At 71.0% G+C, this 20170-nt stretch carries 20 protein-coding genes; 13 read left to right on the top strand and 7 right to left on the bottom strand.

What is annotated here, in order from left to right; translation table 11 throughout:
- Window positions 1–6 precede the first annotated feature (6 nt).
- From V5P93_RS36445 to V5P93_RS36430, 4 genes are all read right to left on the bottom strand, one after another.
- Window positions 7–1011 (bottom strand): hypothetical protein, encoded by a 1005-nt coding sequence (locus V5P93_RS36445; protein WP_104479196.1) that lies wholly within the window; start codon window positions 1009–1011, stop codon window positions 7–9.
- Window positions 1012–1187: 176 nt separating this feature from the next.
- Entirely contained in the window at window positions 1188–1829 is a 642-nt protein-coding gene (locus V5P93_RS36440; RefSeq protein WP_104479195.1) for an HNH endonuclease family protein, read from the bottom strand.
- A 116-nt stretch (window positions 1830–1945) separates the two neighbouring features.
- The gene (locus V5P93_RS36435) at window positions 1946–2809 is read right to left on the bottom strand and encodes a hypothetical protein (RefSeq protein WP_146108024.1); all 864 of its coding nucleotides are present in this window, start codon (window positions 2807–2809) and stop codon (window positions 1946–1948) included.
- A gap of 101 nt (window positions 2810–2910) precedes the next feature.
- Window positions 2911–3591: a hypothetical protein gene (locus V5P93_RS36430; RefSeq protein WP_104479193.1), complete on the bottom strand. Its 681-nt coding sequence runs from the start codon at window positions 3589–3591 to the stop codon at window positions 2911–2913.
- 101 nt (window positions 3592–3692) lie between these two features.
- Here V5P93_RS36430 and V5P93_RS36425 point away from each other — a divergent pair, with 101 nt between their 5' ends.
- The 5 genes from V5P93_RS36425 to V5P93_RS36405 all read left to right on the top strand — a co-directional run bounded on the left by V5P93_RS36425 (window position 3693) and on the right by V5P93_RS36405 (window position 9067).
- Window positions 3693–4979 carry an adenylosuccinate synthase gene (locus V5P93_RS36425; RefSeq protein ID WP_104479192.1) on the top strand — a complete coding sequence of 429 codons (1287 nt, stop codon included), beginning with the start codon at window positions 3693–3695 and terminating at the stop codon, window positions 4977–4979.
- 408 nt (window positions 4980–5387) lie between these two features.
- Window positions 5388–6203, top strand: a complete 816-nt coding sequence (locus V5P93_RS36420) for an ABC transporter permease (protein WP_374065131.1) — start codon at window positions 5388–5390, stop codon at window positions 6201–6203.
- Window positions 6191–6889 carry an ABC transporter ATP-binding protein gene (locus V5P93_RS36415; RefSeq protein ID WP_104479191.1) on the top strand — a complete coding sequence of 233 codons (699 nt, stop codon included), beginning with the start codon at window positions 6191–6193 and terminating at the stop codon, window positions 6887–6889. Before V5P93_RS36420 ends, V5P93_RS36415 begins: the two co-directional genes overlap by 13 nt.
- The gene (locus tag V5P93_RS36410) at window positions 6876–7931 is read left to right on the top strand and encodes an ABC transporter substrate-binding protein (protein WP_245931265.1); all 1056 of its coding nucleotides are present in this window, start codon (window positions 6876–6878) and stop codon (window positions 7929–7931) included. The genes V5P93_RS36415 and V5P93_RS36410 overlap by 14 nt, the downstream gene beginning before the upstream one ends.
- Window positions 7928–9067, top strand: coding sequence for an LLM class flavin-dependent oxidoreductase (locus V5P93_RS36405; RefSeq protein ID WP_104479189.1), 1140 nt, complete (start codon window positions 7928–7930; stop codon window positions 9065–9067). The genes V5P93_RS36410 and V5P93_RS36405 overlap by 4 nt, the downstream gene beginning before the upstream one ends.
- A gap of 47 nt (window positions 9068–9114) precedes the next feature.
- Here V5P93_RS36405 and V5P93_RS36400 read toward each other — a convergent pair whose 3' ends face one another.
- Window positions 9115–9303: a hypothetical protein gene (locus tag V5P93_RS36400; RefSeq protein WP_104479188.1), complete on the bottom strand. Its 189-nt coding sequence runs from the start codon at window positions 9301–9303 to the stop codon at window positions 9115–9117.
- A 200-nt stretch (window positions 9304–9503) separates the two neighbouring features.
- Between V5P93_RS36400 and V5P93_RS36395 the strand changes: the two genes are divergently transcribed.
- Window positions 9504–10160, top strand: a complete 657-nt coding sequence (locus V5P93_RS36395; protein WP_181043479.1) for an RNA polymerase sigma factor — start codon at window positions 9504–9506, stop codon at window positions 10158–10160.
- Complete coding sequence (locus V5P93_RS36390; protein WP_104479186.1) at window positions 10157–11392, top strand: RNA polymerase sigma factor; 1236 nt, start codon at window positions 10157–10159, stop codon at window positions 11390–11392. The genes V5P93_RS36395 and V5P93_RS36390 overlap by 4 nt, the downstream gene beginning before the upstream one ends.
- 10 nt (window positions 11393–11402) lie before the next feature.
- Here the strand turns inward: V5P93_RS36390 and V5P93_RS36385 are convergent, their stop codons facing one another.
- Window positions 11403–12947 (bottom strand): Na+/H+ antiporter, encoded by a 1545-nt coding sequence (locus tag V5P93_RS36385; protein ID WP_104479185.1) that lies wholly within the window; start codon window positions 12945–12947, stop codon window positions 11403–11405.
- Window positions 12948–13012: 65 nt separating this feature from the next.
- On the opposite strand from V5P93_RS36385, the gene V5P93_RS36380 reads away from it, so the two are divergent.
- Window positions 13013–13273, top strand: coding sequence for a UBP-type zinc finger domain-containing protein (locus V5P93_RS36380; RefSeq protein ID WP_104479184.1), 261 nt, complete (start codon window positions 13013–13015; stop codon window positions 13271–13273).
- A 69-nt stretch (window positions 13274–13342) separates the two neighbouring features.
- On the opposite strand, the gene V5P93_RS36375 is transcribed toward V5P93_RS36380, so the two are convergent.
- Window positions 13343–14467 carry a glycerophosphodiester phosphodiesterase gene (locus V5P93_RS36375; RefSeq protein ID WP_104479183.1) on the bottom strand — a complete coding sequence of 375 codons (1125 nt, stop codon included), beginning with the start codon at window positions 14465–14467 and terminating at the stop codon, window positions 13343–13345.
- Between the two features lie 1198 nt (window positions 14468–15665).
- On the opposite strand from V5P93_RS36375, the gene purD reads away from it, so the two are divergent.
- The 5 genes from purD to V5P93_RS36350 all read left to right on the top strand — a co-directional run bounded on the left by purD (window position 15666) and on the right by V5P93_RS36350 (window position 20115).
- Window positions 15666–16934, top strand: a complete 1269-nt coding sequence (gene purD, locus V5P93_RS36370; protein WP_104479182.1) for a phosphoribosylamine--glycine ligase — start codon at window positions 15666–15668, stop codon at window positions 16932–16934.
- A gap of 88 nt (window positions 16935–17022) precedes the next feature.
- Entirely contained in the window at window positions 17023–17439 is a 417-nt protein-coding gene (locus V5P93_RS36365) for a PE domain-containing protein (protein WP_104479181.1), read from the top strand.
- Window positions 17432–18061 (top strand): DUF3558 domain-containing protein, encoded by a 630-nt coding sequence (locus tag V5P93_RS36360; RefSeq protein ID WP_146108022.1) that lies wholly within the window; start codon window positions 17432–17434, stop codon window positions 18059–18061. Before V5P93_RS36365 ends, V5P93_RS36360 begins: the two co-directional genes overlap by 8 nt.
- A gap of 10 nt (window positions 18062–18071) precedes the next feature.
- Window positions 18072–19352, top strand: a complete 1281-nt coding sequence (locus V5P93_RS36355) for a PPE domain-containing protein (protein ID WP_104479180.1) — start codon at window positions 18072–18074, stop codon at window positions 19350–19352.
- 1 nt (window position 19353) lies between these two features.
- The gene (locus V5P93_RS36350; protein ID WP_245931264.1) at window positions 19354–20115 is read left to right on the top strand and encodes an ESX secretion-associated protein EspG; all 762 of its coding nucleotides are present in this window, start codon (window positions 19354–19356) and stop codon (window positions 20113–20115) included.
- The last annotated feature ends 55 nt before the right edge of the window (window positions 20116–20170 follow it).

Here is a 20170-nt window from a genome sequence, read left to right as displayed (position 1 = left end):
CCAAGGTCAGTCGCACTTGTCGTCTGTGGTCAATGAGGAGTTCGGGTCGAAGAACCGGCTTGGCGGCTCGAAGCCGCCACCGGGACCGACCTGCCGGTCCCGGTACGCCGGGGCCAGTTCGCCGTTCTCGGCTTCCGAGCAGGACATCGAGTAGAAGTAGCCCGCGGTCTCGCCGATCTTCATGTCCAGGTCCTCCGGCGGTCCCCCGCGGGAGTGGACGAAGGTGACCGCGGCCCGGTCGATGGCGACCACGTCGTAGGCGCTGGTGATGGTCTCGGGTCGCTCCGGGTCGAACGCGTAGGCGAAGACGTAGTCGGTGTGGATCTCCAGCACGCCGTGGTCGTCGACCGCGGCCCACATCCGCCCGGACACTTTGGGCGGGGCGGGCAGCAGGCGGTTGCCGTCGGCGATCCACGTCAGCCAGTTCGACATCTGGGCGCGGGTGCCTGTGCGTTGCGCCATGGCGTCGGCCCGGCCGAGCAGCCGCAGGGGCCGTTCGACGTCGTGGCCCACGATGACCGCCGGGTCCAGCCGGGCGGTGATGAGGAACCGCCGGGCCCACGCGTAGGCGTCGGCGACCTTCTCGGCGGTGTACGCGCCCACGGCCTCGGCCTCGGGCGCGACCAGCCCGGCCTCGCCATCGGCCCAGTGCGCGGCCGGGGTGCCCGCGAAGGGGTGGCCCAGGTCCACGGCGGTGCCCGGGGACAGCGGCTGTCCGGTCTCGTCCTCGACCGACTCGCGCAGCATCAGCAGGCCTGCGGCGAGCAGGCCGACGCCCGCGAGCGCCACGACGGTCAACGACCTGTGACCGAGTCCGGTCCGGCCCGCCCGCTTCCACCGCACCCGGATGGCGCCTCGCCGCCTGGCACGTTTCGCGTCCCGGGTCGCCTGCTTGCCCGCCTGCGCGAGCCAGGTCTCGTCCCGCAGGTCCGGGTGGTCGAAGATGGTGCCGAACGCGTCGTCTCCCGGGTCCTTCCCCGAAGTCGGCGCGCCCCCAGTGGCGTCAGCCATGCCATTCCCCAGTGGTGAATACCGAATAGCGCTCTCGCGCGAGAAGGGGAAGGGTAACCGAGCCAGGCTCGTTCCGGATAGTGACTGGGAGAACAGCGATAGGCTGTTCGTCTCCTGTTACTGATTCGAAACGGGCCGTGTTCGAGCGGCATTCCACCCGAACACGGCCCATTCGATCAGCAGCGGTCGAGCATGCCCGTCAGCGCCGACTTCTCCGCCGAGTTAACACTCAGGCTGTAGGTGTACTTCACGTGCGTCCACATCTTCGCGTAGGTGCACCAGTAGCCGGTCAGCGGCGGCTTCCAGCTCTCCGGGCCCTTGTCGCCCTTGGCCTGGTTGACGTTGTCGGTCACCGCGATCAACTGCGGGTGCGCCAGGTCGTTGGCGAACTGCTGGCGCTGGCTCGTCGTCCAGCTCGACGCGCCCGAGCGCCAGGCGGCGGCCAGCGGGACCACGTGGTCGATGTCCACATCGGAGGCCAGCGTCCAACTGCCGCCGTCGTACGGGCTGTACCAGGTGCCCGAGGTGGCCGAGCAGGACGAGTTGGTGACCACGCCGGACCCGTCCCGCTTGAGCACCGTCTCGCGGGTGTCGCAGGCGCCGGAGATGGTGATCCAGTGCGGGAACTTGTCACGGGAGTAACCCGTCATCGAGCCGTCCGCGCGGACGGTCAGACCGGACAGCTCGGACCGGGCGGTCGCCTCGCTGGGGATGCCGGGCGGTGTGGCGGCGGCCACCCCAGCCGACACGGTGGTGAGGGTGGCGGCGGCCAAAGTGGACAGCAACGCCGCGCCGAACCTGCGGAACCTGTGGGACATCGTGCTCCTCTCGCGGAACCGGGACCTCGCACGTGGATTTCTCACCGTGGTGGGCCGACATGGCGTTCGTCACTCCTGTGGGTGACGACGCGACGACGGCCCGTCAAAGCTCTGGATCACACCGGGCAGGCCGGGCGGTGCGCCGGTTCGGGGTCGGGCCAGTAGCCGAACGCGGGGTTGGAGGGGCTCTTCACGGCCGCCGAGCAGCCGCGCGAACGCACCGAGCCGTCGGGGTAGCCGACCCCGGTGTCGAGCCCGGACAGGCTCGTGACCTGCACGACCGGCTCGTCGAAGTAGACCGTCGCGCGGCCCTTGGGGCGCAGGCAGGTGGCCGGGACGAAGCCCCAGACGCCGTAGGTCCCACCCGGCCTGGGGGCGCTGATCAAGGCGACGGAACCGTCCTGGGTGACGTACCGATACGCCACCCGATCGAGATCGAGACCGGCCACTCGCTGGGCCGGGTCGACGACGTCCGGGGCGCCGTCGCGGCGGGTGTAGTTCAGCGACGGGGTGCAGTCCGCACCCGCCGCGAGGGACACGCCGGTGCCGAAGGTGATCCGCCGCCAGCCGGTCTTGCCGTCCACCGTGGTCTTGCGCAGCGAGTGGAACGGGGCGTTGATCGCGCCCACCCAGTCCCGCCAGCGGTCGGCGTCGGTGCCGCAGCGCTCGGGGACGCCGTCGAGGCCGCCCGCCTTCGCCGCGCGCGTCAGGTTGCCGCGCAGCACCCAGCCGACCGGGGTGGCCATGGCGTGGGCGGTCGTGACCCGGATCCGCACCCACTGGCCGCACTGAGCGGTGACCTCCGCGCGGTCGCCTTTCGCGGCATTGGCGAGCACGAGCCTGCCCGGGTATTCGCGGACGGTCGCGCGGTCCGCGGAGATCGTGTCCGAACTCGCGGCCTCGGCGGGCGAGATGACCGAGGTCGTCAATCCCGCCGCCAAAACGACGCCGATCAGCCAACCGGTTCTGCTATTGCGCACGTGACTACCTCCGGTGTTCGGTGCAACACCTCAAGTAGCCCTTGTCGGGTCGTTTTCCGGAACGCGCGGTGCGCAACCGGTCAACGACCGTGCACAGCGGGTCAGACCACCCCGCGCGCGATGCGGAGGTCCTCGGTGTGCCGGTACCAGGTCCACTTGGCCGCGTCCTTGACCACGCCGTCGCGGATCAGGTGGGTGCGGACGCAGCCGATCTGGAAGGCCCGGCCCGCGACCGTCGTGACCCGCCTGCCGAACAGGCCGCCGCGCACGACCCGGACCACCAGGCCCGCGCCGCCGTCCGGGTCCGGGGTCACCTCGATCCGCCGGGCCCGGCCGCGCAGGGCCGTGGTGTCGTCGCAGTAGGCGACACCCTGCGGCTGGTCGATCACGCCGAGACCGACCAGCACGCCCCCGGCGTCGTCGCGGATCAGGGGGAAGGCGTCGATCTCACCCGCCACCGCGACCGCCGCCAGCCGCTCCCGGTCGCGGGGCAGACCCCAGAGCACGGGGACCGCCGACGCCGTCGGGTCGGTGGGCACGAAGCCGACGGCGACCTCGGCGAGCAGCTCCAGGCGCATCACGCGGAGCACAACTGCGGCCAGGTCGGCATCGGTCCCGAACACGACGATCCGGGCACCGTTCGCGGCCTTGAGCAGCGGGTCCACGTCCGCGCGGCCCGGGGTGGCGGGCAGTTCCCGCCAGTCCAGCCCGTCACGCTCGGTGAGCGTCGCCGGGCGGCCGGTGTCGGTCGCGTTTCCGCAGGCCAGCACGAGTGCGCTCACCACAGTCTCCTGGTCTAGTCTCAGTCACCGGCATTCGCCCGAGGGCAGCAGCGGGTACGGGTGTCACAGGTATCTCCACACCGAAACACCTGGAGTTTCACATGCCGGCAATTGTGCTGATCGGCGCCCAGTGGGGCGACGAGGGCAAGGGCAAGGCGACCGACCTGCTCGGCGACCGCGTCCAGTGGGTCGTGCGGTACCAGGGCGGCAACAACGCGGGCCACACCGTCGTGCTCCCCGACGGCCAGAACTTCGCGTTGCACCTGATCCCGTCCGGCATCCTGACCCCCGGGGTCACCAACGTCATCGGCAACGGTGTCGTGGTCGACCCGGGCGTGCTGCTCAAGGAGCTGGCGGGGCTGGAGGAGCGCGGGGTGGACACCTCGCGGCTGCTGCTCTCCTCGGACGCGCACCTGATCATGCCCTACCACGTGGCCATCGATAAGGTCACCGAGCGCTACCTGGGCAAGGCCAAGATCGGTACCACCGGCCGCGGCATCGGCCCGGCCTACCAGGACAAGGTCGCCAGGGTCGGCGTCCGCGTGCAGGACCTGCTCGACGAGAAGATCCTGCGGCAGAAGGTCGAGGCCGCGCTCGACGTCAAGAACCAGATGCTGGTCAAGATCTACAACCGCAAGGCGCTGGACGCCAACCAGGTCGTGGACGAGGTGCTGGCCGCGCGCGAGCGGTTCGGCCACCGCATCGCCGACACCCGGCTGCTGCTCAACCAGGCGCTGGAGCGCGGCGAGACCGTGCTGCTGGAGGGCTCGCAGGGCACCCTGCTCGACGTCGACCACGGCACCTACCCGTTCGTCACGTCGTCGAACCCGACCTCCGGCGGCGCGTGCGCGGGCTCGGGCATCGGCCCCACCCGGATCACCACGGTGATCGGCATCCTCAAGGCCTACACCACCCGCGTCGGCTCCGGTCCGTTCCCGACCGAGCTCAACGACGAGATGGGCGAGCGGCTGCGCAAGATCGGCGGCGAGGTCGGCGTCACCACCAAGCGGCTGCGCCGCACCGGCTGGTTCGACGCCGTGATCGCCCGCTACGCGACCCGGGTCAACGGCATCACCGACTTCTTCCTCACCAAGCTCGACGTGCTCTCCGGCCTGGAGAAGGTGCCGGTCTGCGTCGGCTACCAGGTGGACGGGAAGCGGGTCGACGACATGCCGATGACCCAGACCGACGTGCACCACGCCGTCCCGGTCTACGAGGAGCTGCCCGGCTGGTGGGAGGACATCAGCCAGTGCCGCTCCTTCGACGAGCTGCCCGCCAACGCCCGCGCGTACGTGGAGCGGCTGGAGGAGCTGTCCGGCGCCCGCGTGTCCGCCGTCGGCGTCGGCCCGGGCCGCGACCAGACCATCGTGCGCCACGAGCTGGCCTGACCCTCGATCGACGAGACACCCCCGGAACCCGTTCCGGGGGTGTTTTCTTTTGCGCTGAAAGAAAGTCCAGGGCTTGACACCGGCTATTGCCTGGTGCGCAACAGAACCGGCGGTCCGCGCGGCGTGCGGATTTCCATGATCCGAGAACGCCGCGTCCGGTCGTTGACTTGCGCTGCCCGGCATTCGAGACTCGATGACATGAACGGCGGCTGTGACATGGCCTCGGCTCCGCCGAGGCGGCGAGATCGCTTTTAGGCCGATTTCTTCCCTCGCGGGTTGGGGCGGCCTAGGGCCGCCCCAACCCGCTCAGTCCAGAAACCGGCGCGATCTCGCACCCGCGATCGCCTCGAGAGAACCGACGCCATGTCGCAACTCTCGCCGCCCCATCTCACAGTGACGGGGGAATCCGTGTCCGTCTCGACCTTGAGCGCGCCCGCGCGCGTCGACACCACGACAGATCTGCCGACCGGGCGAAGAAGGCGGCTGCCCGACCTGCGCCGCTGGATAAGTCCACTTGCGATAGTTGCGCTGTGGCAGATCGCTTGTGAGACCGGTCTTCTACCGCCGGACAAGCTCAGCTCGCCGTGGACCGTGCTGCGGACCGGCGTCGAACTCGCGGGTACCGGTGAACTCGGCGACGCGTTCGTCGTGTCCACCACCCGCGTCGGCATCGGCTTCGCCGTCGGCGCGGTGATCGGGCTCGGGCTCGGTGTGGTCTCGGGCCTGTCCCGCTGGGGCGAGTTCCTGGTCGACCCACCCGTGCAGATGCTGCGCACGCTGCCGTTCCTCGGCCTGATCCCGCTGTTCATCCTGTGGTTCGGCATCGGTGAGGAACCCAAGATCGCGCTGGTCGCGCTGGGGGTCGCGTTCCCGCTGTACCTCAACGTGCACTCGGGGATCCGCGGCGTCGACAGCCACCTGATCGAGGCCACCACGGCCCTGGGCTACACGCGCACCGAGCGGCTGGTGCACGTCGTGCTGCCGTCGGCGCTGCCCAACACGCTGGTCGGGCTGCGCCAGTCCCTGGGGGTGGCGTGGTTGTCGCTGATCGTCGGCGAGCAGGTCAACGCCAGCAGCGGGCTCGGCTACCTGATCAACAACGCCCGGGAGTTCCTGCGCACCGACGTCATCGTGGTCGGCCTGGTGGTCTACGCGGCCCTGGGGCTGGCCACCGACGCGATCGTGCGCCTGGTCGAGAGGAGGGCACTGCGGTGGCGGGTGTGACGGTGCGCGGGCTGACCAAGCGGTTCGGTGAGCGCGCGGTCCTGCGCGGGGTGGACCTGGAGATCGCGCCCGGCGAGTTCGTCGCGCTGCTGGGGCGCAGCGGGTCCGGCAAGTCGACGTTGCTGAAGGTGTTGGCGGGGCTGGACACCGACGTCGAGGGAGCGGCCACAGTGGACGGTGGGGTGTCGGTGGCGTTCCAGCAGCCGCGCCTGCTGCCGTGGCGGCGCGTGTGGCGCAACGTCGTGCTGGGGCTGCATCCCCCGGTCGGGCGGGACGTGGCGGTGCGCGCGCTGGAGGAGGTGCGGCTCGCCGACCACGCCGACGCCTGGCCGCGCACCCTCTCCGGCGGCGAGGCGCAGCGGGTGTCGCTGGCCCGCGCGCTGGTCCGCGAACCCGACCTGCTGCTGCTCGACGAACCCTTCGGCGCCCTCGACGCGCTGACCCGGCTGGCCATGCACCGGCTGGTGGAGGGCCTGTGGCAGCGGCACCGGCCCGCGGTGCTGCTCGTGACCCACGACGTCGACGAGGCGCTGCTGCTCGCCGACCGCGTCCTCGTGCTCGACGACGGCCGCATCGCCGCCGAGTACCCGCTCGACCACCCGCGGCCGCGCCGCGCCGCCGACCACATCGACATCCGCGCCGCGGTGCTCGCGGACCTGGGAGTGACCGACCGTGCGACTGCTTAAGCTCGTGCCCCTCGCCGCCCTGCTGGTGCTGGCGGGCTGTGGGAGTCCGACCACCCCGGCGGCGGTGCCGGACACCGTCGGCGCGGCCGACCTGGCCGGGGTGACGCTCAAGATCGGCGACCAGAAGGGTGGCCAGAAGTCGTACCTGGAGGCCGCGGGCCTGCTCAAAGACCTGCCGTACAAGGTGGAGTGGGCGACCTTCACCTCGGGGCCGCCGCTGCTGGAGGCCGCGTCGGCGGGCGCGATCGACGTCGGGGTCGTCGGCAACACGCCGCCGCTGTTCGCCGCCGCGGCCAAGGCCAAGATCGCCGTGGTCTCGGCGCAGACCGGTGACGTCTCCAGCGACACCGTGCTCGTGCCAGGCGACTCGCCGCTGCGCTCGATCGAGGAGCTGAAGGGCAAGCGGATCGGCGTGGCCAAGGGCAGTTCCGCGCACGGCGTCGTGCTCAACCTGCTGCTGCGGGCCAAGCTGAAGGTCTCCGACGTGCAGCTGAGCTTCCTCCAGCCGTCCGAGGGGTACGCCGCGTTCACCCAGAAGCAGGTCGACGCCTGGGCGGTCTGGGACCCGTACACCACCCAGGCCCTGCGGGACGCGAACGCGCGGGTGCTCATCGACGGCACCGGCACCCCCGGCGGCGGCAAGGGGCAGACCGAGGCCGGACCGGACTCGCTGACCAACGGCTACGGGTTCCTGGTCGCCGGTCGTGCCGCGCTGGGAGATCCGGGTAAGAACACCGCGCTGCGCGACTACGTCGTCCGGTACGCCAAGGCCCTCAACTACGCCAAGAGCCACACCGACGAGCGCGCAGCGGTGTGGGCCAAGGAGACGGGCCTGAAGCCGGAGGTCGCCCTGGAGGCGGCGCGGCGCGGGCTCGACCGCCCGATCGGCCTGGACGACGCGGTGATCGCCGGTGAGCAGAAGCTCGCCGACGCGTTCGTCGACGCCGGTGTCCTGCCCACCAAGTTCACCTTCGCCGACTTCGTCGACCGCCGCTTCACCGCGGACGTCGCCGGGGTCGCCAAGTCCGGAGCGCAGAAATGAGCGTCACCACCCACTGGTTCCTCCCCACCTCGGGCGACGGTCGCACGGTCGTCGAACGCTTCCACGCCAACCGCGCCGAGCACTCCGCGCGCCGCGAGCCCGACATCGACTACCTGGCCCAAGTGGCGCGCGCTGCCGAGCAGTTGGGGTTCACCGGCGTGCTCACCCCGACCGGCACCTTCTGCGAAGACGCCTGGCTGGTCACCGCCGCGCTCATCCGCGAGACCAGCAGGCTCAAGTTCCTCGTCGCCTTCCGCCCGGGTGCCGTCACCCCGACCCTGGCCGCCCAGATGGCCGCCACCTACCAGCGGATCTCCCGGGGCAGGCTGCTGCTCAACGTCGTCACCGGCGGCGACGCCGTCGAGCAGGAACGCTTCGGCGACTTCCTCGACCACGACACCCGCTACGCCCGCACCGACGAGTTCCTGTCGATCGTGCGGGGCATCTGGACCGGCCGACCCCACGACTTCGACGGCGACCACTACCGCGTCGTCGGCGCCACCGCCCTGCGCCCACCAACCCCACTCCCCGAGATCTACTTCGGCGGCTCTTCCGACGCGGCGCTCCCCGTCGCCGCCCGCCACGCCGACGTGTACCTGACCTGGGGCGAACCACCGGCCCAGGTCGCCGAGAAGATCAACCGCGTCCGGGCCCTGGCCCCCGACCGCCCCCTCCGCTTCGGCATCCGCCTGCACACCATCAGCCGCGACACCTCCACCGAAGCCTGGTCCGAAGCCCAACGCCTGCTGGACGCCCTGGACCCGTCCACCGTCGCTGCCGCCCAAACCCAACTGTCCGCCAGCCAATCCGTCGGCCAACAGCGCATGCTGGAGCTGCACAAGGGCGGCTTGGACCGTGGGGTGCGCGGCCTGGAGGTGCACCCGGGATTGTGGGCGGGCATCGGCCTGGTCCGCGGCGGCGCGGGTACGGCACTGGTCGGCAGCCACGCGGAGGTGGCCGACCTGATCGAGGAGTACCACTCGATCGGCATCACCGAGTTCGTCCTCTCCGGCTACCCCCACCTCGAAGAGGCCTACTGGTTCGGCGAAGGCGTCCGCCCCGAACTGGCTCGCCGAGGCCTCCTGGTCGGCTCGAACCCGACCGCGGCAGGGACGTTGCCCGTGGCCGCTTCATAGGTGACTCACGTAAGAGGGGCCTCGCGGTGGCGAGGCCCCTCTTCGTGTCAGTGGACGACCTTGTGCAGGAAGGCGATCGAGCCACCGGTACCGGTGATCCCACTCAACACGGCGACGGCGACCGCGCCGCCGCCGAGGAAGGTCAACCCGCCGACCAAGGCCCCGAACAGCAGGCCAAGGGTGAGGATGACCGCGGTGCGGACGGTGAGCAGCGGCGGCGGACCAGATGCGGGCATGGGGCGCACCCTTCGTCGAGGTCGGTGCTTGGCGAACGGTGACTTGTAGGTCGGCACCCCCACCGGTACCCACGCGTCTTCCCGGTCGGGAGAAAACCGCACAATGGCCGTGGGGTACCGGGCCCGGCGCGACCTACAAGCCGGACGAGGTCCCGCACGCCGGTACAACCCCTGCGGTCGAGGAGGTGACGGACGGCCCGATGCCAGCCGACGAACAGGCCGAGCGGCGGCGACACGACATCGCCGTGTACGACGTCCTCGCCCTGGAGGGATTCCGTGGTCGCAACTGGGACCGGTTCGCCGACGACCTCGCCAGGTACGGGTACGCCACCGTGATGGCCTGGCTGCGCTGCGGGGAGATGTTCGCGTTCTGCGCCAACCAGAACCGCGCCCTGCCCGCACCGCCGTGGTACTGGACCGACGACGACCGCGCCGAACTGGCCAACCTCACCGTCACCACGGCGCTCAACGACTTCCGCAGGCGAGCGGGCGAAGGCACCGGGTGGAACCCGGACGGCGGCGCGAGCATCCGCACCTACTTCATGGGCAACTGCGTGCTGTCCTTCCCCAACCACTACCGCCGGTGGCTGGGTGAGCAGGAGCGGCACGCGCCGCTGACCGAGGTCAACGGCGACCGGCACGCGGTCGACCCGGCAGACCTCGCGGTCACCGCCCTGACCGCGCGCGAAGCCCTCGACGACATCCCCGACGAGCGGACCCGCCGAGCCGTCGTCCTGCACGCCCAGGGGTACACGCACGCCGAGATCGCCGACCTGATCGACACCACGCCCCGCGCCGTGGAGGGTCTGCTGCACCGCCAACGACACCGAGCCCGGGGAGAGGGGCGGCAGCCATGACCGAGTTCGACGACCTGCTCGCCGCGTCCTCGCTGGGGGACCCGGCCGCCGTCGAGTTGCGGGACCGCGCCCCGGCCACGCACTCGATCGTCGCGGGTGACGTGCCCGTCCGCGAGCCGGAACCACCACGCCCCCTGCTGCCCGCCGAGATCGACCGCCTCACCGCCTTCGTCCACGGCCGCCTCTCGACATCGGCGCTGTGGGACCCCCGCCTCGACAACGAAACCGACCCGGAACGAGTCCGGGCAGGCGTGCTCCCGCTGATCCGCGCTTACTGCGAGGTGAAGGTGGTCGAGGATGTCCCTGACGTCGTCGAGTCGGCGGTTTCGGGAGTGATCACCCTGCTTGGCCACAAGCCCCTGCTGCCGTTGGTCCTGGGCGTCACCACCACCCGCGTCCGGCACGCCGCCCGACAGGCCCCCTCACCGCCCCGCTCGGAGATCGACACCGCGCTGGCGGACCTCCATCCCCGACTGCGCGAGATCGTCGTCCTGCGGGTTCTCCTGGGCCTGACAGACCGGCAAACCGCCGAGGCCCTGGAGAGCACTGTCGGCGAGGTCGCGGACGCCCTGTTGCGCGCCCGCACCACCCTGCTCACCGCCGTCCCCGTTCGGGAACCCAGCCGCCACGACCGGCGCCCCGGCGGCCTCGCCATCGCGGTCGGCGGCGAGGTCGACGGCCCGCCGTGGGCGGCCCTCACCGGTACCGCTCGCCACACCGCCTGCGTCGTCGCGGCTCGCGATGGAGACCGGCGGGCCCTGGACGCCTTGGTCGTAGAACTGTCCCCGGTCCTGTGGCACGTCGCCCGCGGGCAGGGACTCGACCGCTCCACCGCCGAGGACGTGGTGCAAACGGTCTGGCTGGCCCTGCTGAGGCACGTCGAGAGCATCAACGAACCAGGGGCCCTGCTCGGCTGGCTCATCACCACCACCAGGCGCGAGTCCCGCCGCGCCCACCAACGCGATGGCGCCCTGTCCGCCGACGTCCCCGGCCCCGAACCGGTTCCGGAGAGCGAAGCCGTGCGTGCCGAGCGTGACCGCACCCTGTGGCGTGCCTTCCACCGCCTGGATCCTCGCTGCCAGGAACTCCTCCGCCTCGCGGTGCTGGCGGGCCGCGCCGAGCACCGGCTCCTCGCGGAGCGCCTCCACCTGCCCCCGGGCAGCATCGGCCCGACCCGGGGCCGCTGCCTCAACGCCCTGCGCGTCCTCTACTACGAAGGCGACCCGGACTGAGCCGCCCAGCTCACTCCCGGGCCAGCACGGCCTCCTCCAGGTCCAGCTCCCGCTGCACCCTCCGCAAGATCTCGTCGTCGATCTCGCCGCGGTCGCGCGCCTGGACGAACACCGCCCGCTCCGCCTCCAGCATCTGCCTGCGCAGCCTGCGGAACGTGGCGGCCGGGCTCTCCGTCTCCTGCCTGCCCAGCCGCTCCCACGCGGCGTTGCCCCGGTGCTCGGCCAGGGCCCGCAGCCGGTCGGCGAGGTGCGGGGGCACGTCGTCGTCGTTGATCAGTTCGTCGAGCCGGTCGACGGCGGCGCGGGCGGCGGAGTTCTGCACCTGCGCCTCGGCCAGCGCCCGGTCCTGCCCGTCCGTGGCGCGCACGTCCAGCCTGCGGATCAGCGCGGGCAGGGTCATGCCCTGGATCAGCAGCGTCCCCACGGTGACCACGAAGGTCAGCAGGATCACCACGTCCCGACCGGGCATGTCCAGCGGGATCGCGGCCGCCGCCGCCAGCGACACCACACCCCGCATACCCGCCCACGAGATCACCGTCAGGTGCCGCCAGTTCGGCTTCGGCTCGCGCTTGCGGATGCCCGGGAACAGCCACCGCGGCAGGTGCGCGGCGGGGAACACCCACAGGAACCGCACCAGGATCACCGCCACCAGCACGATCCCGGACGCGACCAGCAGTTCCCAGCCCGGCTTGGCCTCGGACACGACGTTCCGCAGTTGCAGGCCGATCAGCGCGAAGACCAGCGACTCCAGCAGTACGTCCACCGACTGCCACACCGCGGTCTCCTGCAACCGCGTCGAATAACCCGCCGCGGGCGCGTTGTGGCCCAAGTAGAGCCCAGCCACCACTACGGCCAACACACCCGACGTGTGCACCTCTTCGGCGAGCAAGTACGCACCGAACGGCACCAACATCCCCAGCGCGCTTTCCAGGATGCCGTCTCCCAGCCGCAACCGGATCGCGTGCACCACGATGCCCAGCACCAGGCCGAACGCGATACCGCCGACGGACGTGATCAGCAGCGTCAGCGCACTGTCCCACCAGGAGAACGCCGCCACCCCGGTCGCTGCGGCCACCGCCACCCGAAACGCGGTAAGCGCGGTCGCGTCGTTCCCCAGGCTTTCACCGGTCAACAACGTCATCGCCCGACGCGGTAGGCCCAACCGCCGCCCGATGGCCACCGCCGCCACCGCGTCCGGCGGCGCCACTACGGCGCCGAGAACCAGCGCGGACGCCAACGGGAGACCGGGCACGACCATGTGCGCCACAAGCCCCACCACGGCCGTAGTGGCCAACACCAGCCCGATCGCCAAGAGGCCGATCGGACGGATACTGGCTTTGATGTCCAGGTAGGAGCTGTCCAGCGCGGCGGAGTACAACAGAGGGGGTAGGACGAGCAGGAGCACGAACTCGGGGTCGAGGTGGAAATCGGGTATCCCCGGGATGAAGGACACCACGAGCCCCACGGCGACCAGCAGCAGCGGCGCGGGCCAGTCGAACTTGCGCGCCAACGCGGCCACCGCGAGCGATCCCGCCAGCAGCAGGAGCAGATCCACCCGTACCTCCTCGTCGTCGTACGCAAGGATTACCCACGCGACCGCCAGCCGGAAAGGAGCGGGCGATGGCCTGCGAACACACCGAGACCCTGCCCGCCGACGTCCGCGACGACGCCGCCGACGAATGCGCGGAGTGCGTGGCCGCGGGCAACCGCCACTGGGTCCACCTGCGACTATGCCTCACCTGCGGGCATGTCGGGTGCTGCGACTCCAGTCCGGGCAAGCACGCGTCCGGGCACTACCGTGAGACGGATCACCCGGTCATGCGATCGTACGAACCGGGTGAAACCTGGCGCTGGTGCTTCGTCGACGACCGCATCGTCTGACACTGCGTCAACTCAGGACAAAAGCGATGGGGCCCGCCACCGAACCGGTGGCGGGCCCCGATGCTGAGGTCACCGGCGCGGGAAGGTCTCCGCGCGGGAGGCGACGGCGATGTCGGTGTTGTCGGTGAACACACCGTCCACGCCCGCCTTCCAGAAGGCGGCCAGCTCACCGAACAGGTCGCCGTACTCCGACGGCACCGCGGATGACCGGAAGTTCACGGGCAGGAAGTTGTTCTCCGCTCGGAAGGTGTACGGGTGCACCTTCAGCCCGGCCGCGTGCGCGTTGCCCACCAGCGCGGTCGGCTGCGCCAGGTTGCCCGCCGCGTCCCGGGGGATCACCTGGTTCTTGTCCGGCCCGATGCCGTACGCGTACCCGGCCACCTCGCGCAGCCCGGCCGGGGTGACCAGGTCGGCGTAGGTGCGCTTGTCACCGGCCGCGACGAAGTCGTACGGCGCGCCCGAGGCGGACGTCAGCTGGATCAGCGGCACCCGCAGCTTCCGGCTGAGGGACCTCAAGTTGCCAACCTCGAAAGACTGGACGAACACCTTCGCGTCCCGCCGGTTCAGCCCGTTGCGCTCCAACGTGGCAACCAGCTTCGGCTCCAACTCGAGCCCGATCGACCGGAAGTAAGTGGGGTGCTTGGTCTCGGGGTAGATCCCGATCTCCCGCCCCAACTCCCGCGACAGCCGCTTGCGCAGGTCGATGACCTCCTGGAAGGTCGGCACCTGGTACCGCCCGTTGAAGATCGTGTTCTCCTGCCGCAGCTCCGGGATCCGCTCCACCGCCCGCAGCGTCTTCAGCTCGGCCAGGGTGAAGTCCTCCGTCCACCACCCGGTGAGCGTGACCCCGTCAAGCACCTTCGTCTTCTTGCGGTCGGCGAACTCGGTGTGCTTGGCGACGTCGGTCGTGCCCCCGATCTCCGGCTCGTGGCGGGCGACCAGGACGCCGTCCTTGGTGGAGACCAGGTCGGGCTCGATGTAGTCGGCCCCCATGCGGGCCGCCAACTCGTAGCTGGCCAGCGTGTGCTCCGGCCGGTAGCCCGAGGCGCCCCGGTGCCCGAGCACCAGGGGAACTGCTTGCTGCCCGTGCCGTTCACCTCCCTGATCGGGCGAGGCGCTAGCGCTCGTCATCGTGGCAACCCCCAACAACGCCAACGCCGACACGGCAACGCCGATGGTCCGGACAGCGGCCATGGATTCCTCCTACCTCCAGGTGACCGCGCAACCCTCACCCCCAACAGGAAAATCCACCCCACCCCCACCCAAAACCCCGCCAACGTACGGATGAACGCCCTCCAGCCCCACCTTCGCCCCAAACCCACCCGTCCAGCGACACCACACCATCCAGCCGCCCAACTCCCTGCCCCGCCCGCACCACCTCACGCGCCACCAATCTCCCTGCCCCACCCACACCGGCTCATGCGCCACCCGACTCGCTGGCCTGCCCACACCGGCTCATGCGCGACTCGACTCGCTGGCCTGCCCGCACCACCTCACGCGCCACCCGACTCGCCGTCCCGCCCACGCCACCGCACGCGCCACCCGACTCGCTGGCCTGCCCACACCGGCTCATGCGCCACCAATCTCCCTGGCCTGCCCACACCGGCTCATGCGCCACCCGACTCGCCGTTCCGCCCACGCCACCTCACGCGCCACCCAACTCGTTGCCCGGCCTCAGCGCCTCCCTCGGTCCCACCCAAGACGCCGCTTCCTCCCGCCCAACGCGCCAGCACGTTCCCAGCGCGCGCCTCACCCACTCACCGCGCTCGTTCCAGCACCTTCCACCCACGACCGAGCCCCCACTCCGCCCACCCGGCCCAGCCACCTGTTCGGCCCGCCGCCCCTCAACACATGGCCCACCCACCCAGGGGGCGTCCCCCAAGCCCATTCTACCGGCTTGACCAGGCAAAATAGGCAGAGTCGATCTTGCCTGTGGATAACTTCTGTACCCCACACGGGTGCAATCGCCGCCGCCCTCCTAAACGCAGAACCCGCCTCACCACTCACTCCGCCGCGCGAGACACGCCGCAGCCGCGAGGCCGCCACCTCTCCTGCATTTCCCCGCCGCGTGAACCCCCAAGCCCCGGCGGTCGTCCTCCAAGATCCGAACCGGCCTCACCACAAGAACCGCGCCTCGAACCCAGCGACCTCGCAGCACCCAACACCGCAAACACCCTGCTCACGCCCAACCGCCCCAACGGCATGGCCCACCCACCCCGGGGGCCTCCCCCGCCGCCAATTCTACCGGGCTGACCTGCGGAAATGGGCCCAGTCGATCTTGCCTGTGGATAACTCTCGTCCCTCAACCGAGTGAAATCCACCGCCCGCCGACCCGCACCGCATGCCGAGCCGGGTGCGGACCGCCGGAGACGAGCATCTAGGCTCGTCCACCGTGCGTGTCCTGGTTGTCGGGTCTGGCGCCCGCGAACATGCCCTGGTCCTGGCTTTGTCGAAGGATCCCGAGGTCGTCGCGTTGGCGTGCGCGCCGGGCAACGCGGGGACGGCGGCGCTGGCCGAGTCCTACGGCGTCGAGCCCGCCGACCCCACCGCCGTGGCCGAGCTGGCCGCCAAGTGGCAGGCCGACCTCGTCGTCATCGGCCCCGAAGGTCCCCTGGTCGCGGGCGTGGCGGACGCCGTGCGGGCGGCCGGGATCGCCTGCTTCGGCCCCGGCGCCGACGCCGCGCGGATCGAGGGGTCCAAGGCGTACGCCAAGGATGTGATGAACGCCGCCGGGGTGCGGACCGCGCAGAGCGAGATCGTGGACAACCCGGCGCGGTTGGACGCGGCGCTGGCCCGGTTCGGGCCGACCTGGGTGGTCAAGGACGACGGGCTCGCCGCGGGCAAGGGCGTCGTGGTCACCCCCGACCTGCCCACGGCCCGCGCGCACGCCATGACGCTGCTCGAGGGCGGCCACCCCGTGCTGCTGGAGAGCTTCCTCGACGGCCCCGAGGTGTCCCTGTTCTGCGTGGTCGACGCCGAGGGCGCGGTCGTGCCCCTGCTGCCCGCCCAGGACTCCAAGCGCGTCGGCGACGGCGACGCGGGCCCCAACACCGGCGGCATGGGTGCCTACGCCCCGCTGGACTGGGCGCCCGACGGCCTGGTCGACGACGTGGTCCGGGACATCATCCGCCCGGTGGTCGACGAGATGGCGCGCCGCGGCAACCCGTTCTCCGGCCTGCTCTACGCGGGCCTCGCGCTGACGTCCAACGGCCCCGAGGTCATCGAGTTCAACTGCCGCTTCGGCGACCCGGAGACCGAGTCGGTGCTGGCCCTGCTGCGCAGCCCCCTGTCCCGGCTGCTGCTGTCCGCGGCGAAGGGCGAGCTGGCCGCGCACCCGCCGCTGGAGTGGGCGGAGGGGGCGGCGGTCACCGTCATCGTCGCGGCCGACAACTACCCCGGCAGGCCGCGCACGGGCGACGTCATCACCGGCGCCGAGGCCGACGGCGTCCTGCACGCGGGTACCCGCCGCCGCGACGACGGCGCCCTGGTCTCCGCGGGTGGTCGCGTCCTCGCGGTGGTCGGCACCGGCGACGACCTCGCCGCCGCCCGCGTCGAGGCGTACCGCAAGGTCGACGCCATCCACCTGCCCGGCTCCCACCACCGCACGGACATCGCCCTGCGTGCCCTGAACGGTGAGATCGGCGTGCCCGCCACCCGGTAGTTCCCCGAAGTCGGGGCTCGCGCCCCCACCCCATTGGTAGCCTCGAACGAGACCACACCGTCACGATGCGTACCCGGGGGTGCGAGCCATGACCGCTGACCAGTCGCCTGGCGGCATGTTTGGCCTGGTCGACACCATGAACAGGCTCAGCGAGACCCTCCTGCACGCCACCGCCCCCAGCGGCGGCCGCTTCGTCGTCAACAAGGACAACGTCCTCGCCGCCGCGAAGATCATCGACACCCAGGCGGAATCGCTCCGGAGAACGGTCGACTCGGCGAGCGACGGATTGCAGGTAGCCCCTCCCGGGGAGGACGAGGTCAGCGTCCGCGTGGCGGAGGCATGGAACAACCGCCTCGTTTTCGACTTGGACTCCTACCGCGGTCGGATCGGCGAGTACATCACGGGGTTGGAGTCGCTGGTCGAGCAGTTGGCCAACACGGCCAAGAGCTACGGCCACAGCGAGGAAAGCATCACCGCGGCCCTGGGGAGAGGCGCGCGTGCCTAACAAGCTGGGCGCCGCGGTGGCGTCGGCGGTGGTGCTCGCGATGGCTTGTGCCGCGTGCACCTCCACATCCGGGGGCGTTGCCGTACCGGTGGAGAACACTCCGCCGACCGGCTCTCCGGAATCGACGTCCAAGGCGTCGCGGCCGAGTGGAGTGGAGTTGCCTCCCCGGCCGAAGGAGATCAAGATCGACGCCGTCGATCCGTGCAAACTGCTCACCGCGGCTCAGATGGCCCAACTCGAAATCAATAAGGCCGAACCTCGCACCTCCGATGTCAGCGTTTACAAGGGTGCCAAGGAATGCGCGTACCTGGTGAGCGATGCGGGCGGCTACCGATACCTGGCCAGGCTGATAACCAATGAGGGCATCGAGCCCTGGCTCAGCGGTAAACGCAATGTCGATGCCGAGCAGGCGACGGTGGCGGGCTACGCCGCCGCGCGCTTCTACCTGAAGGGCGCGAAGCAGACGACGGCCGTGGACTGCTCGGTCGCCGTCGACGTCGCGTCCGGCCAACACATCTGGTTCAGCATGGTGGTCAACACGCGGGGCGGATTCACCCTGGACCAGATGTGCCAGATGAACGAGCACGTGGCGGACCTGGCGATCACTGCATTGGCGAAGTAAGGGGCTGGAGATGGCAGGGGACAACGGTCTGGGCAACCTGCGCTTCGCGGGCTACGGCTACCCGGCGCTGGCCGACCAGTTGGACAGGTTGCGCGAAGGGCCGGGGTCGGAAAGCCTGCACCTCGCGGCTACGGCCCTCCAACGGATCGCCGAAGAACTCGCCAACACCGACCGAACCCTGCGCCAGCAACTCGCCGCCATCGGCGTCTACTGGGAAGGCGAGGCGTCCGAGGGCGGTCAGGAGGCGACGAAGCAGGCAGGTGTCTATGCCGCCGACGCCGCACCCACGGTCACCGACTCGTCCAACAGCGCAACCGCACAAGGTGAGATCTACTCCGGTACCAGCGGTAGTGCGCCGCAGGGCAGTGAGTTGCGCGGGGCCACCCAGAAGACCGTCTGGGACCAGGGCATGGGCTTCCTGGGCCACACCACGGACCACGCAGCCGAGGTCGAGCGGACCCGCGAAGCGCACCAGCGCGCTGTCGCCGCCATGAACGACTACGCCCGCAACAGCGGCAGCCTCGTCACCGGCGTCCAATCCCTCCCCGTCCCGCCCAAGCTGAACCTCTCCCAAGGCGTCGCGGGCGGCTCCGGCATGACCTCCCCCCAGGGCGTCACCTCCAGCCAGGCCGCCTACACCCCCGGCGGCGCCCCGGGCGGCTTCAACGGCTCCGCCCCCGTCACCACCGGCCCCGGCGGCCAGGCGGGCCCGTTCACCGGCCTCAACCCCGGCACCCCCGGCTTCAATCCAGGCGCCCCCGGAGAGGGCTTCCCGCCGGGAGGCAACCCGGGCAACCCCGGCAACCCGCTCTCACCAGGCTCCGGCCGCGTCTCGGGTGTCGGCCCGATCGTCCCCGGCATCAACGGCATGCCCTCTTCCGGTCCCTTCGGCCCTGGCCTCCGGCCCGGTTTCCCCGGCCCCCTCATGGGCGAGATCGCCACCGCCGCAGGGATCGCGGGTGCGGGCGGTGCCGGTGCCGCGGCCGGTGCCACCGCCGAGAAGGACCAGGTCGTCCGTGGCGGCAAGGGCTCCCCGGGTGGTGCCGACGCCGCCAAGAGGGCGCTTAGTGCCGCTGCTCTGCCGGAGGAGGAGGCGCGGGCTGCGCGCAATGCGGAGCGTCTTGGTGGGCGGTCCGGTAGGCCGTCCTCGTCGCTCATGCAGCCCGCGACGGGCAGCGGTTCCCGCGGCGAGGACGACGACGAGCACGTGCGCAAGTACGGCGTCGACTCCGACGACGTCTTCGGCGACGACCGCCTGGTGATCCCGTCCGTGCTCGGCGAAGACGACTGAGTTGTCCACCCTGGTCCTCTCCGCGCTCGAGTTCGACGTCCTCTGGGAGTCCGAGCGGCTGCCGCTGCGGCACGTGGCGATCGACGTGCCCAGCCCCGGCACGACCCACACCGAGCGCGCCGAGCTGGTCGCGGAGGCCTTCGCCGCGTTGGAGCAGCGGGGGCTGGCGGAGAACGGCCGCGCCGCCCCCGAGGTGGCCGACCGGCTCAGCCTGCTCGCGCACGCCCAGGTCAGCGTCGACGCCTGGGTGTGGACCGACCGCGAGGTCAAGGCGCTCGCCGTCGCCTCCGGAGACCAAGCGGGCTTGGCCGTGGTCGACAACGGCCAAGTCTGGCTCATCGCGGCCCGGGCGACCGCGCTCGCCGAGGCCGCCGTCTCGATAGCCGGGGACGCCCCCGCCGGTCCGGGCCGCTCGGTCAGCCTCCCCACCGACGCGCTCGACGCCGCCGCCAAGCAGGCGGGCAGCGACCCGCAGAACCTGATCACCCCCCTGCACCAGGACGGCGTGCCCCTCTACGAGGCCCAGACCGTGGCCGCGATGCTCGGCGGCATGGGCGTGCGCGGGCAGTTCGGCGTCGAACGGGTGGGCCGGGACCAGCGCAGGCAGCGCGGTGGGCGCGTGGTGTCCTTCCACGACACCAACCAGGGCCGGTACGTCTACCTGTCCCGCCCCAGCAACGACGGCCGCCGATGGAGCACGCTCGCCCCCGCCGACAACGCGCGCATCGCGGGCTGCGTCTGGGAACTGCTCAACGAGACGTGAGCCACGGGAACCACGGGGCGGGCAACCCCGTCCAACGCGTGCGCACCGACTGCTG

Origin of the sequence: Actinokineospora auranticolor (assembly GCF_041897805.1) — a bacterium.
GTDB lineage: Bacteria > Actinomycetota > Actinomycetes > Mycobacteriales > Pseudonocardiaceae > Actinokineospora > Actinokineospora auranticolor.
Note: the sequence above shows the minus strand (reverse complement) of the source record. Positions and strands in the feature narration are given on the sequence as shown.

Excerpts from the sequence above, each read along its gene's own strand:
- V5P93_RS36380 (WP_104479184.1), top strand. The coding sequence starts at position 13,013 with ATGGCCTGCGAACACACCGAGACCCTGCCCGCCGACGTCCGCGACGAC.
- V5P93_RS36375 (WP_104479183.1), bottom strand. The coding sequence starts at position 14,467 with ATGGCCGCTGTCCGGACCATCGGCGTTGCCGTGTCGGCGTTGGCGTTG.
- V5P93_RS36445 (WP_104479196.1), bottom strand. The coding sequence starts at position 1,011 with ATGGCTGACGCCACTGGGGGCGCGCCGACTTCGGGGAAGGACCCGGGA.
- V5P93_RS36390 (WP_104479186.1), top strand. The coding sequence starts at position 10,157 with ATGACCGAGTTCGACGACCTGCTCGCCGCGTCCTCGCTGGGGGACCCG.
- V5P93_RS36355 (WP_104479180.1), top strand. The coding sequence starts at position 18,072 with ATGGCAGGGGACAACGGTCTGGGCAACCTGCGCTTCGCGGGCTACGGC.
- V5P93_RS36405 (WP_104479189.1), top strand. The coding sequence starts at position 7,928 with ATGAGCGTCACCACCCACTGGTTCCTCCCCACCTCGGGCGACGGTCGC.
- V5P93_RS36395 (WP_181043479.1), top strand. The coding sequence starts at position 9,504 with ATGCCAGCCGACGAACAGGCCGAGCGGCGGCGACACGACATCGCCGTG.
- V5P93_RS36365 (WP_104479181.1), top strand. The coding sequence starts at position 17,023 with ATGACCGCTGACCAGTCGCCTGGCGGCATGTTTGGCCTGGTCGACACC.
- V5P93_RS36400 (WP_104479188.1), bottom strand. The coding sequence starts at position 9,303 with ATGCCCGCATCTGGTCCGCCGCCGCTGCTCACCGTCCGCACCGCGGTC.
- V5P93_RS36425 (WP_104479192.1), top strand. The coding sequence starts at position 3,693 with ATGCCGGCAATTGTGCTGATCGGCGCCCAGTGGGGCGACGAGGGCAAG.
- V5P93_RS36440 (WP_104479195.1), bottom strand. The coding sequence starts at position 1,829 with ATGTCCCACAGGTTCCGCAGGTTCGGCGCGGCGTTGCTGTCCACTTTG.